Origin of the sequence: Marinobacter sp. SS8-8 (assembly GCF_030540945.1) — a bacterium.
Lineage (GTDB): Bacteria > Pseudomonadota > Gammaproteobacteria > Pseudomonadales > Oleiphilaceae > Marinobacter.
In genome coordinates this window covers 173,077-187,474 of the sequence record NZ_JASSVN010000003.1, presented here as the reverse complement: position 1 = coordinate 187,474, position 14,398 = coordinate 173,077, and the positions used below count along the sequence as shown (strand labels likewise).

9 protein-coding genes are annotated in these 14,398 nt (G+C 61.2%); 7 read left to right on the top strand and 2 right to left on the bottom strand.

The window, feature by feature from the left end; all coding sequences use genetic code 11:
• Positions 1-6 precede the first annotated feature (6 nt).
• The 7 genes from QPL96_RS04710 to QPL96_RS04680 all read left to right on the top strand — a co-directional run bounded on the left by QPL96_RS04710 (position 7) and on the right by QPL96_RS04680 (position 10,135).
• Positions 7-3,099, top strand: coding sequence for an efflux RND transporter permease subunit (locus QPL96_RS04710; protein WP_303285904.1), 3,093 nt, complete (start codon positions 7-9; stop codon positions 3,097-3,099).
• Entirely contained in the window at positions 3,066-3,416 is a 351-nt protein-coding gene (locus tag QPL96_RS04705) for a P-II family nitrogen regulator (protein WP_303285903.1), read from the top strand. Before QPL96_RS04710 ends, QPL96_RS04705 begins: the two co-directional genes overlap by 34 nt.
• Before the next feature lie 111 nt (positions 3,417-3,527).
• Positions 3,528-3,938: a diacylglycerol kinase gene (locus tag QPL96_RS04700; RefSeq protein WP_303285901.1), complete on the top strand. Its 411-nt coding sequence runs from the start codon at positions 3,528-3,530 to the stop codon at positions 3,936-3,938.
• A gap of 122 nt (positions 3,939-4,060) precedes the next feature.
• Positions 4,061-4,684: a hypothetical protein gene (locus QPL96_RS04695; protein WP_303285899.1), complete on the top strand. Its 624-nt coding sequence runs from the start codon at positions 4,061-4,063 to the stop codon at positions 4,682-4,684.
• Positions 4,685-4,760: 76 nt separating this feature from the next.
• Complete coding sequence (locus QPL96_RS04690) at positions 4,761-7,091, top strand: cation-translocating P-type ATPase (RefSeq protein WP_303285896.1); 2,331 nt, start codon at positions 4,761-4,763, stop codon at positions 7,089-7,091.
• Between the two features lie 258 nt (positions 7,092-7,349).
• Positions 7,350-9,017, top strand: a complete 1,668-nt coding sequence (locus QPL96_RS04685) for a bifunctional diguanylate cyclase/phosphodiesterase (protein ID WP_303285894.1) — start codon at positions 7,350-7,352, stop codon at positions 9,015-9,017.
• 113 nt (positions 9,018-9,130) lie between these two features.
• Positions 9,131-10,135 (top strand): helix-turn-helix domain-containing protein, encoded by a 1,005-nt coding sequence (locus tag QPL96_RS04680; RefSeq protein ID WP_303285893.1) that lies wholly within the window; start codon positions 9,131-9,133, stop codon positions 10,133-10,135.
• A 49-nt stretch (positions 10,136-10,184) separates the two neighbouring features.
• On the opposite strand, the gene QPL96_RS04675 is transcribed toward QPL96_RS04680, so the two are convergent.
• On the bottom strand, positions 10,185-13,280 hold the full coding sequence (locus tag QPL96_RS04675; protein ID WP_303285891.1) for an efflux RND transporter permease subunit: 3,096 nt from the start codon (positions 13,278-13,280) through the stop codon (positions 10,185-10,187).
• Positions 13,280-14,377, bottom strand: a complete 1,098-nt coding sequence (locus tag QPL96_RS04670) for an efflux RND transporter periplasmic adaptor subunit (RefSeq protein WP_303285889.1) — start codon at positions 14,375-14,377, stop codon at positions 13,280-13,282. The genes QPL96_RS04675 and QPL96_RS04670 overlap by 1 nt, the downstream gene beginning before the upstream one ends.
• Positions 14,378-14,398: the final 21 nt, after the last annotated feature.

The following is a 14,398-nucleotide window of genomic DNA, read 5'->3' as shown; positions in this document are numbered from 1 at the left end:
TACATCATGCTGAATAAACTGGTTGAAGCGTCGTTACGCTATAAATTTCTGGTAATCATTTTTTTTCTGGTGGTTGGTTTTCTGGGCTGGCGGGCGGTCAGCACCATTCCCATCGACGCGTTTCCGGATGTAACGCCGGTGCAGGTCAATATTTACACTGAGTCGCCTGGTCTGGCCGCCGAGGACGTAGAGCAGTTACTGACCTTTCCGGTGGAGTCCGGCATGGCGGGCCTGCCCGGCGTGACCCAAATCCGTTCGGTCAGTCTGTTTGGCTTGTCCTATGTATCGGTGTACTTCGAAGACAATATGGACATTTATTTCGCCCGTCGGCTGGTGATGGAGCGGCTGCAGGAAGTCAGCAACCGAATGCCGCAGGAATATGGCCGCCCGGAGATGGGGCCGAACACCTCAGGTCTGGGCCAGGTGTTCTGGTATACGGTGGAACGCGCCGATGAGAAGTTGAATGGGGGGCTGAGCGATATGGATTTGCGTACTATCCAGGATTGGACCGTACGGCTGATTCTGCGCACCGCTCCGGGGGTCGATGACGTGATGTCCTGGGGCGGACAGGAGCGTCAGTTCCAGGTGGTGATCGACCCCTTGCGTTTGATCAAGTACGGCTTAGGGTATAAAGAGGTGATGGCCGTCATCGAGGCCAATAACCGCCAGGTGGGCGGGCAGTACGTCAATCTCGGTCCAGAGCAATACCTGGTGCGCGGGCTGGGACTGGTGGCCGACGAGCGCGATATCGGCAATATCATGGTCAAGGTGGTTGACGGAACCCCGGTGTACTTGCGCAATATTGCCATGATCGAGCAGGCGCCGGCGTTGCGTTTCGGCGCCGTGACCCGTGACGGTAAAGAGGTGGTGCTGGGTATGACGCTGGCGCGCATCGGTACCAACGCTGCTGACGTGGTTAAAGAGGTCAAGAAAAAAGTGGCCATCGCTCAGTCGGCGTTGCCTGATAACGTGAAGATCGAGCCTGTCTACGAGCGCACCGAACTGGTGGAGAAGGCTGTCTCGACTGCCGAACGGGCGCTGATCGAGGGCTCTATTCTGGTGGCTATTGTGTTGTTCCTGTTCCTCGGTGAGCTGCGTTCGGCCATTGTGGTGATCGCGGCGCTGCCGCTGGCTATGCTGATTGCCTTCATTTTTATGGAGCAGATGGGGCTGTCGGCCAACCTGATGTCGTTGGCGGGGCTGGCGATCGGCATCGGCATGATGGTGGACGGTGCGGTGGTGATGACCGAAAACGCCTTCCGCATCATGGCCGAATGGCGCGAGAAGGGCGAAAAGGTCGACCGTAGCGCCGCGGTGCTGACAGCAGCGCGTGAAGTCGCCAATCCCATCACGTTCGCCATCATTATTATTATCGTGGTGTTCCTGCCGCTGTTCAGCCTGCAAGGGTTGGAAGGCAAGTTGTTCAAGCCCATGGCTTTCAACATCAGCTTTGCCATGGCCGGCTCGCTGCTGTTGACGCTCACGATCATTCCGGTGCTGGCGGCGTTGATTCTCAAGCCCAAGGAGGAACGCGACACGTTGCTGGTGCGTTGGGTCAAGCGTGGCTACCTGCCGCTGTTGGCCTGGTCGCTGGCCAACAAGAAGACCGTGGTGGTCAGTGCCATAGTGCTGCTGGTCGCAAGCCTGGCGCTGTTCCCGCTGTTGGGCAAGGAGTTCATGCCGCAGTTGCAGGAGGGCTCCATCATGTGGCGGGTGACCTCGATCCCTTCCACCTCCCTGGAACAATCCATCGAGATCTCCAAGAAGATCGAAAAGACGTTGGGCGAGTTTCCGGAAGTCGAAACCACCATCGCCATGATCGGCCGCGCCGAGAAGGGTGAGACCGCGGACGTGAACTACATGGAGATCTACACCGGGCTCAAGCCCAAGGAAGAGCGGGAACGTTCGGTCGAGGAACTGGCCGAGGCCATGCGCGAGGAACTGGAGAAAACCGTGCCCACTTCCGTCATCGCCTTTACCCAGCCTATCCAGATGCGGGTGGAAGAACTGATCTCCGGCGTGCGCTCTACCCTGGCCGCCAAACTCTACGGTGAGGATCTGGGCGAACTCGACCGCTTGAGTAACGAGATCAAGAATGCCGTCGCCAAGGTGCCCGGTGTGGCCGATCTGGCGCTGGAAGCCAACCTCGGCAAGCCGCAGATCCGTATCAAGGTGGACCGGGAAGCATTGGCCCGCTATGGACTCAATGCGGACGACGTGCTCACCGTGGTGCGCACCGGCATCGGTAACCAGCCTGTGTCGACACTGATCGATGGCGTCAAGCGCTTCGACATCACCGCGCGTATCGCGGATGCCTCCAAGGCTTCGGTACAGGCCATCCGTGACATCCCGTTACGCACGGCCGCCGGTGCCATCGTGCCGCTTGGCAAGGTGGCCGAGGTGACCACGGCGGAGGGCTATTCCTTCGTGCGCCGCGAGCAATTACAACGCTACGCGGTGATTCAGATGGACGTGCGCGGCCGCGACGTGGACGGCTTCGTGAAAGATGCCAATGCCGCCATCGAGCAGCAGGTGAAACTACCGCCCGGCTACTGGATCGAGTGGGGTGGAGCCTTCGAGAACCAGCAGCGTGCTCTCAAGCGGCTGGCCATCATCGTCCCATTGACCATCTTTTTCATCTTCGTGTTGCTGTACACCGCCTTCAACTCGATGAAATACGCCACGCTCATCATCGCCAACGTACCGTTCGCGACCATTGGTGGCCTGGTGGCGCTGTTCATCAGTGGCCAGTATCTGTCCGTCCCCTCGGCCATCGGTTTCATTGCCGTGTTCGGTGTGGCGATGCTGAACGGTATCGTGCTGGTGAGCTTCATCAACGAGCTGCGCGAGAGGGGCCTGAGCGTCGCCGAGGCGGTGCGCCGCGGCTGTGAGATGAGGCTGCGGCCGGTGCTGATGACGGCCAGCGTGGCCATCCTCGGCCTGATCCCGATGCTGCTCTCCACCGGAGTGGGCGCTGAGACCCAACGGCCGCTGGCCTCCGTGGTGGTGGGCGGGCTCATCACCTCCACCCTGCTAACGTTAGTACTACTGCCGGTCATCTACGAATGGCTCGAATCCAGAAAGGAGAAAAACCCATGAAAGAGATCAAGGCCTTCATTCACCGCAATCGCGCCGCCGACGTAGTTCGCGCCCTGAGGGGCGCGGGCTACACCAATCTGTCGGTGGTTGACGTCAAGGGCATGCTCGCTGCGCTGGACGAACAGGAGCGTAACTACTCCATCGAGCTGGGCGCGGAGATCATCACCGAGGTCAAGCTGGAGCTGGTCTGCGAGGACGAGAGCAGCGCCACCGAGGCGGTGCGCCTCATTCGGGACAACGCCAGGACCGGTCAATCCAGGGCGGGCTGGATCTACATCAGCGAGATCCAGGCGGCGCTGCCCATCGACGACCACTGAAAGGCCGGTGCCGTGGCGCGGAAGCGTCTCCCGGCGCCAGGTTTTGTCCTGGTCGCGGCCAGGCGCTCCGGCCGGGTGAGTGAAAGCCGCATGTTTAGAGGGTAAAGCAGTATGAGCGAACCCTATTCGCGCCGTGCCGGCACGGGGTACCATCCCGTGCGCAAGATACGCATCGCCCTCTCGGGCGTCTCGAACGCAGTGCTCAAGGACTTCAGTGTGCGCTACAAGCTGGTCCTGTCAGTGATGTTTCTTGCGCTGGCTGGGCTGTTCGAGACGCTGTTTCATTTTCTGTTCGTGCTCGCCGTGACCGGCCTGATGCTGGTCGCGGAGGTGCTTAATACCGCCATTGAGTCCCTGTGCGATTACGTACAAGCGGACCATGACCTGAGGATTAAACAAATCAAGGATATGGCGGCCGGCGCCACGTTTATCGCTATTTTTATCTGGTATGTTGTCCTCACTATTGTCTTGTATGAGCTGCTTACCGGGACCGACTTGTTTTCGGCAATCATACGCCGGTGACGCCCGATAACCGCGGCAGGAAGAATTCAAAGGTGCGCCGCTATGGTTGTTTGGGGCAATGTCCGGAGCTTTCCGTGACTGTTGGCGTGGCGTTTCATGGTTATCTTTTTGGGGTGTGACGTATGAAGGATTTGAACAAATTCATCCCGTTGGAGCGGGCCGTATCGAGGTTGTGTACGATTCGCACCCGCACCTGGCTGATATTCGTCGCGGTGGCGCTCGGTTTCGTCGCACTTTTGTTCTGGGCCGGCATGGCGCTATTGTCCTGGCTGTGGGCCGAGGCGCCGGCGATGAGCGAGGCGGGCAAACGTCTGGCCGGCGGCGCCATCACCCAGTTCGAACAGTCGGCGCCGGGACTCAAGAAGGAGGTGGAACAGTGGGCGCCGGGTGTGAAGCAGCAGCTTGACCGTTGGCTGCCGGGAGAAAGCGAGGCGCTTCCGGCCAATGATGTCAGCGGCGTCGATATCGGCCCGGTGCCACGTTTTCCCGGGCTGGTGCGCACCTATTTCGCACGCGACGCAAAAACACTGGAGGCGCGCTATAGCGGACGCGCGTCATTCGAGGCGGTGTTGAAGTATTACACCCAGGGCTTCGCTGCCGCCGGGTACACCCAAGAGGTCATTACGGCTGCACCCGAGGCGGAGCAACACCGCTTCGTGCGCGCCGGGGAAGCTGTCGATCTCACGCTCACGCGCCGATCAGACGGACGGGTAGAGCTGCGGTTAATAACCCGGGCGGATCGCTGATGGCCGCTTGGTTTATCTGCTACCGGCCAATCGTTCGACAGCTTACGGAGGCAGGTGGAATGCACCGGAGGTTCATATGAATGAGAAATTGACCCTGGATTTGGACCTGGCCTTGCCCGAGGCCCCGGATGAGCGGGACGCCTGTGTCGGGCGCCTGACTGAATTGCTCGAAGCCGAGGGGCTGGCGAAAGCGCATGTGGTTGACGAAGACGGTGCGGCGCGCCTGTGCCTGCACTATGATCTCGAGCAGTTCAGCGTCAGTCAGGTGCGCAGCCTGGTGCAGGCGGCCGGCGTCCGGATCGGCAAGCGTTATCATCATGAAAGCCTGCGCATAGACGGCATGGATTGCCCCACCTGCGCGACCGTGATTGAACATGCCCTGGAGCGCATGGACGGCGTGCTGGAGGCGAGCGTCAGTTACGGTGCGGAGCGGCTGCGTCTGGAGTTCGATACCGAAAAGACCTCGCTCGATGCCGTGCGGGAACGTATACGGGCGTTGGGTTATGGCGTGATTGAAAAAGGTCAGGCACCGGGTTGGTGGGCCGAGCACCGCGAGCTGCTTCTGAGCCTGGCTGCCGGGTTGTTACTGCTCGTCGGCTGGTTGCTGGAATTTACGGCGGCACCCGCCGCACTGTCCTTGGCTCTGTTCGTCGGTGCCTATATCACAGGCGGCTTCTTCGCGCTGCGTGATGCCTGGCAGAGTCTGCGCCAGGGCCGTTTTGATATCGACACCCTGATGATCATCGCCGCCGCCGGTGCCGCCGCGCTTGGCGCCTGGGCAGAGGGCGCATTGCTGTTGTTTCTGTTCAGCCTGGGCCATGCACTGGAACATACCGCCATGGGCCGAGCACGCCGCGCCATCGAGGCGCTGGCGGAGATGGCGCCGAAAACGGCGCTTGTGCGCCGCGACGGCGGCGAGGAGGAAGTGCCGGTGGAGGCGCTGGCGCGCGAGGAGCGGGTCATCGTCAAGCCCGGCCAGCGCATCCCCGCCGACGGCGAAGTGCTGGCCGGCGTCTCCGCCGTCGACCAGGCACCCATTACCGGTGAATCCATGCCCGTGGACAAGCAGGCGGGCGATGCGGTGTTTGCCGGCACCGTCAACGGTGAGGCGACCCTGGAGATTCGGGTCACCCGCCTGGCCCGCGAAAGCACCCTGAGCCGTATGGTGAAGCTGGTCGCCGAAGCGGGCGCCCAGCGCTCGCCGACCCAGCGCTTCACCGAGCGTTTCGAACGCATCTTTGTACCCGTGGTGCTGGTCGGTGCGGCCTTGCTTATTGCCGTACCGCCGTTGTTCGGTTTTCCGTTCGCCGAATCCTTTTACCGCGCCATGGCGGTGCTGGTGGCGGCCTCGCCCTGCGCGCTGGCTATCGCTACGCCGGCGGCGGTGCTGTCGGGGGTGGCGCGCGCAGCGCGCGGTGGGGTGCTGATCAAGGGCGGCGCGCACCTGGAGAATCTCGGCACCCTGCGTGCCATCGCTTTCGACAAGACCGGCACTGTCACCCGCGGCGAACCGGCGGTGACTGACGTGGTGGCCTTCGAAGGCGATGAAGCCATGCTGCTCGCGACCGCGACGGCGGTGGAGAGCCGTAGCGGTCATCCCCTGGCCCTGGCTATCGTCGCCGCCGCGCAGGCGCGGGGCCTGCACTGGGCAGAGGCCGGTGACGTGGAGTCCGTGACTGGCAAGGGCGTGCGCGCGCAACTTGACGGCAAGACCGTCAGTATCGGCAACCTTAAGTTGTTTGACGGCGTGGCGATTCCTGGCTCGGTGCGCGACACGGTTAGCCGCCTGGAGGCCGAGGGTAAGACCACCATGGTGGTTCAGGCCGGTGATCGTTTTCTGGGCGTGTTGGCCCTGGCCGACACGCCGCGGGAGGGTGTGGCTGAGATGTTGGCGCGACTGCACCGCCTGGGTATCCGCAAGACCATCATGCTGACCGGCGACAACGAACGGGTAGGTCAGGCCATCGGCCAGGCTGTCGGCCTGGACGAAGTGCGTGCCAGCCTGTTACCCGAGGACAAGGTTGCAGCGGTCGATGAATTGCTGCGGCGCGAAGGTCAGGTGGCCATGATCGGCGACGGTGTCAACGACGCGCCGGCGCTGGCGCGCGCCACGGTGGGTATCGCCATGGGCGGTGCCGGTACCGACGTGGCACTGGAGACAGCGGATGTCGCCCTGATGGCTGACGACCTGTCAAAGCTGCCGTTCGCCGTGGGCCTGTCACGCGCCGCCCGGCACATCATTCGCCAGAACTTATGGCTTTCGCTCGGAATCGTGGCGCTGTTGATCCCTGCAACACTTACTGGCCTAGCGGGTATCGGCCCGGCGGTCATCGTCCATGAGGGCTCGACGCTGGTGGTGGTGTTCAACGCCCTGCGCCTGCTGGGTTACCCGGAACGAGCTGTGTGACGGTTGGGGGAAGAGAGCATGGCACCATGATTGATGGCTGAGTCGCGATATCTGTCTGTTTATCAACCGCACCCGGGCGCTTGGATATCCGGTTACCGGTTATTGCAATAATTGAATGAATCCTCAGTTTTTCTCGTTCTTTGGTCTGAACTCCGCTGTTTTTGCAATATGTGGCTATGGTGGCGACATATACAGCTTAAGCTGGTGCCTGAACTGTCAGGATCGGGTTCAGGGTTCGCTGAAAGGAGAAAGCGGCGGATGCAGGTAGTACAACAACAGGATTTCAGGACGCTGGTGGATAACCATCCCAGGGCGATCATGCTGTCCACGACAGAACCACGAATCGCCTACGTCAATAGGATGTTTCGCGCTGTCACCGGATACCAGGCAGATGAAGTTCTCGGGCAGTCGCCTTCGTTACTGAGTTCGGGCCTGCAATCGCCCGAGTTCTATCAGGCTATGTGGGAAAGTCTTGAGCGACACGGTCGCTGGGAGGGACTGATCTGGAACCGCCGAAAGAACGGCGAGACCTATCCCCAGTGGCTGACAATCTATCCCGTGGAGCGGGGAAATCGTCGATTCTGGGCCGGTGTGTTCACGGATGTTGGCGATGTGGCGGCGGGCGACGAGCGTCTGGCCTCGCTGGCTTACTACGACCCCCTCACCGAGCTGCCGAACCGCGCCCTGTTCCAGGAGTTCCTCAAGGCCCGTGTGGCCCAGCGCGCCCGTGACAGTCGCCGGTTCGCCGTGCTGTTCGTGGATCTCGATTTCTTCAAATCGGTTAATGATCTCCACGGCCACGAATGCGGTGATCGCGTGCTGCAGCACGCCGCCCACTGTATCCAGAGCGTTCTGAGAAGGGGGGACGTGGTGGCGAGGCTGTCGGGTGATGAGTTTTCGGCCATTATAGAGTTGCAGTCCGGGGACGATCTGGAGGGTGTGTGTCAGCGCATGATCCATATTTTCCAGGCCCCGATGGTGATTGATCATCGTGAGTATTTTCTTTCAGCTTCCGTTGGCGCAGCGGTTTATCCGGAGCACGGTAACACCGGCAGCGAGCTGCTGCAGAACGCCGACAGGGCCATGTACACGGCAAAGCTCGCTGGCCGGGCCTGTTATCGTCTCTACAGCGAAGTGGACACGGAGCAGGGACGGCATGAACAGCGCCTGTCGGAGGCCCTGATGGCTTCCCTGAAAACCGCCCCGGAAGAATTCAGTGTTGTCTATCAGCCCCAGTACCGGCTTGACAGTGGTCGCATCGCGGGTCTGGAGGCGCTGTTGCGCTGGCGGCATCCGCGGTTCGGTGTTGTCTCACCCGCCGAGTTTGTCCCTGTTGCCGAACAGCGTGGCCATATACACGAGCTCACGGGGCATTTGGTTCGCTGCATCCTCGCCGACCTCCCGGACTCTCCGGGTGTGCTGCCCCGGGGCCTTCGGCTGGCGATCAATATCTCTGCCCGACAGATCACCGATTCGCGTCTGGAGGGGCTGCTCGATCCGCTCTTCTGCCGCATCCGGCAGATAGGCTGGTCGCCGGAAATCGAGATTACCGAAACCCACCTGATGAACCTTTCCCGGCAGTGCCTGGACCGGTTGCGGGAATTCGGCCAGCAGGGAGTGGGTGTGGCGATTGACGATTTCGGAACCGGTTACTCGTCACTGGCCTACCTTCATACCCTGCCGGTTCAGGTGCTCAAGATTGACCGGCAGTTCACCTGGCGGCTCGGCGGCCAGTCCGGGGATTCGCGGATTGTCGCGGCGATTCTGGGGATTGCCGAGGCGCTCGGCCTGGAGGTGGTTGCAGAGGGCATCGAGAATGAAGATCAGCACAGCCGGTTGCGTGAACTGAAATGTCACCGGGGGCAGGGATTCCTGATGGCCAGACCGGTGCCCTGGCAGGCGTTGGGTAGCGCACTGGTTGATTAACATCAATAACAGGCAAAAAAAGCGCCGGCTTCAGGGTGTTTTGCAACATCCGGCTACTGGAAACGCCCGGGTTGCCCTGATAGTGGGTAAAAACCAATTTCCTACCGGACCCTATGCCAAACAAAGCAGCTGATCAAGAACTTAAAGCACCTGATCAAGAACTTGATGCCTATCTGCGACTCAACCGGGCGTCTCCCCGAGAGTGGCTTGTTGCCCTGCGAGCGCTCTCCGGCTGGGATGGTGTGGAGTGCCGCCTGGGCACAGGCGGTGGCACGGCCGGAGCCCTGTCGGCGCTGACGTCCGGCCTGGGCAGGGTGGTTTGTATCCATGCCAGCCAGGACATGGAGATCACCGGCCGGAGCGCGCCAGGTCCGGTGCTTCTGCTGCCGCGGGCCGGCGATCCGGCGATCTCTCGGCAGGACAAGCCGTGGCAGCCCATGCTGCATTTAATGGCCGCCCGATCCTCAGACCGGTTCAGACTGCGCCTGCCCCGGAATGGCCGGGTCATGATCCTCCGGCCGGCAGCCGGAATTCCGGACAGCCTGATCAGAGACGAAGGCGGCAAACGCCTTGCCGACTGCCAGGATCTGATCACGGCGTATCTGCTTAACTCGCCCTTTTTCAGGGACGACGCTCACGCAAGAGAGCTGACCGATGACCTCTTCCGACAACTGGCGGCGACGGCGAGCAATGAGGGCGCGTCACCTCGCGGACGCCCCGGACTTGATCGCCGGATAGTCCGGATGATCGAAAAAATCCGGCAGGAACCTGCCTGGGACTTCAACCTGCGGGAGCTGGCCAGCCATTCCGGCGTCAGCGAGCGAAACCTCTACTACCTGATGAAGCGGGAAACCGGGACGACGCCCTACCGGTTTTACCAGCGCAACCGGTTGATCAGGGTGCGGCGCAGGCTGGTGGACTGCCAGTGTGAGGTGCCCCACATTTCCTGGTATGCAGCTGATGAGGGCTTCTCTCACCTTGGCCGGTTCGCGGCCCTCTATCGGGAGCATTTTGGAGAGCTGCCCAGTGAGACCGTGCAGTGGCGTCGCAGCCTCCGGCACCGGAAGCCAGTCTCTGCCCCGGCCCTGGCGCTGGACAGAATTCCGGAACGGCAATAAAAAGCCCGGCCACTGTTCAGTGAGCCGGGCTTTTTTCCGGTTGCCGGATTTAGTGAGCCTTTGCCGGCTTGCCGTTATCGTCACCACCGGGTGTGTCCGAGTACTCGTCGGCTCCCGAACCATGATGGTCACGCCCCAGCAGGATATAGAACGCGGGCAGTACGAAGATGGTAAACAGCGTGCCGATACCGAGGCCAGCGCTGATGGTCAGGCCAATGGCAAAGCGGCTTTCCGCCCCCGGGCCGATCGCAATCAACAGGGGCACCATGGCAAAGATCAGCGCCAGGGATGTCATGATGATCGGCCGCAGACGGATCGCGGCGGCTTCCACCACGGCATCAAACTTGTTCAGTCCACGTTCCTTCTGCAGCTGATTGGCAAACTCGACAATCAGGATGCCGTTCTTGGACACCACGCCGATCAGCGTGATCAGCCCGACCTGGGTGTAGATGTTCATGGTGGCGAAGCCGAGCACGATGAATGCCATGGCGCCGGCGACCGACATGGGTACCGAGACCAGAATGATGAACGGATCGCGCCAGCTCTCGAACTGGGCCGCCAGAACCAGGTAGATCACCAGCAGCGACAGGAAGAAGGTCACCATCAGGGCGCTGCCCTGGGTAGCAAGCTGGCGGCTCTGGCCGGTGTAGTCATACGTGAAGCCCTGAGGGAAAGCCTCTTCCGCTGTCTGTTCCATGAAATCCATGGCGGTACCGGCGGCAACGCCGGGCATGACCACACCCTGGAGGGTCAGCGAGTTTTGCTGGTTGAACTGGGTCCGGTTTGACGGCTCAACCTCCTGGCTGAAGCTCACGACGCTCCCCAGTGGCACCAGCTCTCCGTTGTCGGCACGGATGTAGTACTCATTGAGCGCCTGGGCGTCCAGACGGAACCGCTGGTCAACCTGCGGAATCACCTGGTAAGAGCGCCCTTCCATACTGAACCGGTTGATGTAACCGCCTCCCAGCATGCTCGACAGGCTCTGGCCAACGTCCTGCATCGACAGACCCAGATCCGCAACCCGGTCCCGGTCCACATTGATGCGGGTAATCGGGCGGTCGAAGTTGATGGACTTCTGCAGGAACATGAAGTTGCCGCTGGCCATGGCCTTACCCAGCATTTCGTCGGCCACCTGGTCCAGTTGCTCGTAACTGCTGCCCGTGGTGATCACGAACTGGAAGGGCAGCCCGCCACCAGAGCCGGGCAGGGACGGCCGCGGGAATACGGCGGTCTGCAGACCGGTGACCTTCTTCAGCTCGGCGTCCAGCAGCGGCTGGGCTTCGAACTGGCTGATGTTCCGTTCGCTCCAGGGCGCCATCTTGAAGCCGCCGAATACCGCGTTCGGGCCAGTGATGCCGATGATCATGAAGTCTTCGTTGTAGCCCGGAACCGCAGACATGCGCGCCTGAACTTCATTACCATGCTCGAGCAGGTAATCGAGGGTTGAGGTCTGGGGCCCGAGGCCCTGGTAGAACAGGATGCCCTGATCCTCGGTGGGTGCCAGTTCGTTCTGACTCATCGCTACCATGAAGTAGATGGACACAAGTACCACAACTGCAAAGAACACCACCACCGACCTGGTCTGCATCAGCGAGCTCAGGGCAGACTTGTAACCCGCCGCCAGGCCGTTGAAGGTGCGCTCGACAAGGCCTTCGAATTTCCCGGCGTTGCCGTGAGACTTCAACACCTTCCCTGACAGCATGGGGGAGAGTGTCAGGGCGACAATACCTGAAATGACAACGGTGCCGGCCAGGGTGAAGGCGAACTCCGTGAAGAGTGAACCGACCAGACCACCCATAAAGCCAATGGGGGCATAAACCGCCACCAGCGTTGTGGTCATGGCAATGATTGGCACCGCCATCTCCCGCGCGCCTTTGATTGCCGCCTCAAAGCGGGATTCGCCCTGCTCGATGTGGCGATGCACGTTCTCAACCATGATGATGGCGTCATCCACTACCAGGCCGATGGCCAGCACCAGGGACAGCAGGGTGAGCAGGTTCAGGGAAAAGCCGAACATCAGCATGATGAAGGCGCCACCAACCAGTGACAGTGGCACGGCGACGGACGGCACGATGGACGCGCGTACCGAGCCAAGGCACAGGAATACCACCACCAGAACGATAACCATGGCCTCCAGCAGCGTCTGGATCACCTCATTGATGGAGTCCTCAATAAAGTCAGAGGCGTCATAGGCCAGCCGCACCTCCAGGCCGGAGGGCAACTGGCTCTCGATATCGGGCAGCTCGCCCTTCACCAGGCCGGCGACGGTCAGGGGGTTGGCGCCGGGGGCCAGCTCAATGGCCACGTAGGTGGCTGGCTGCCCCTTATACAGGGCCAGTTGATCATAGGTTTCGGAACCGAGCTCGACGCGAGCAATATCCCGCAGCCGGATCTGGGTGCCATTCGCCTGTTTGACGACCAGATTCCGGAACTGGTCCGGATCGGCGACATCGGTGTCGCTGGTCATGCTGATCTCGGTGTAGGTGCCTTTGGTGTTACCGACGGCGGCCTGATAGTTGTTGGCGCGCAGCCTGGCCACCACTTCCGGGGGTGTCATATCCACCGCGGCCAGGCGTTCGGGGTCCAGCCAGACCCGAAGGGCGAATTTCCGGCCCAGCAACTCGGCTTTGCCGACACCGGAGAGCGCCTGAAGCCGGGGCTGGACAACCCGGGTCAGGTAATCGGTGATCTGGGGCACGGCCAGCTCGGTACTGTAGAAGGCAATGTACATCAGCGCCGTGGAATCGCCGGTGGTAGAGGTGATCACCGGGTCCTCGGCTTCGGAAGGCAGCACATTGCGCTGGCTGGCGACCTTGGCCTGAATCTCCGCCAGGGCCGCGTTGGCGTCATAGTTCAGCACCATCTTGGCTTCGATGGTGGAGACGCCCTGGGAGCTGGTGGAGGTCAGGTAGTCGATACCACTGGCTTCGGCGATCGCCTGTTGCAGGGGGGTGGTGATAAAGCCCTTGATCAGATCTGAGCTGGCACCCGGATAGGCGGTTGTCACCGTCACAGTGGTGCTCTCGAGTTCCGGGTACTGTCGAATCTCCATTTCCATGGCGGCCCTTGCGCCAAGGAGCAGAATCAGCAGGCTGACCACCGTCGCCAGTACCGGGCGGTGGATAAAAATGTCAGTGAAGCGCATTACTCAGGTGCCTCCTGCTGCTCTTCATCCTGAATGGTGACCTTTTGCCCGGCGCGCAGCCGCAGCAGCCCCTTGGCGACAACGGTCTCACCCGCTTCCAGGCCGGAAAGCACGGCGACGCGGGTGTTCCGGGTCTCACCGGTGGTGACGGTGCGTCGGCTGACCACCTGATTACCCTCATCGTTTTCCTCAACAACGAACACAAAGTCGCCGTAGGTGTTGTAGGAGATTGCGGTCCGCGGCACGGTTACGACGTCATTGTCTCCCGGTTGCCGGGTCAGGACCGTTGCAAACATGCCCGGGCGCAGCAGGCCCTCGGGATTATCCAGGGTGGCGCGAACGCGAACGGTCCGGGTCTCCGGGTTGACCGACGTGTTAATGGCGCTGACCGCGCCCTCGAAATCCTGCCCGGGCACCGCCGCCACTTTGACGACCACCGTATACCCCGGTTTCGCGTTTGGCAGGTTTTTCTCGGACAGCGTGTAATCCACATAGATCGGATCAAGCATGTTGATCTCGACAATAGGGGTGCCGGTGGCAATGTATTCGCCCTGGTCGACCATCCGGATGCCGAGGGTGCCATCGAACGGAGCGCGGATGATTTTCTTGCTGAGCTGGGCCTCGGCTTCGTTAACCCGGGCCCGGGCGGCATCGAAGTTGGCCTTGGATTCATCGTACTGGGACTGGGACACGGCGCGCCTGGGAAGCAGGTCGGAAACCCGCTTGAACTCCTGCTCCGCCAGCTGTGCCTCGGCGCGACGTGTGCGCAGGGCCGCCTCGTCGATGGCAGCATCGATGCGGATCAGTATGTCACCCCGTTCAACCACATCACCGGACTCGAAATTGATGGTCTCAACAACACCGGGCACCTCGTTGGCAACTTCAATGCCGTTAACCGCCTCAATGCTGCCCACGGCCTTGATGGCGGGTGTCCAGCTTTCGGTCTGTGCCTTGGTTGCGGAGATCTGAGCGGGCGGCTGCGGCTGGGACATCTGCTCTTGCATCTGGCCAAACTGATAGAACTTGTAGCCAAAGATGCCTCCGAGCACCACGCCGAGAAAAATGATGACGATCAGAAAGCGGGAAGCAGTGCGCATAGTTCAGGTCCTGGAAATCTG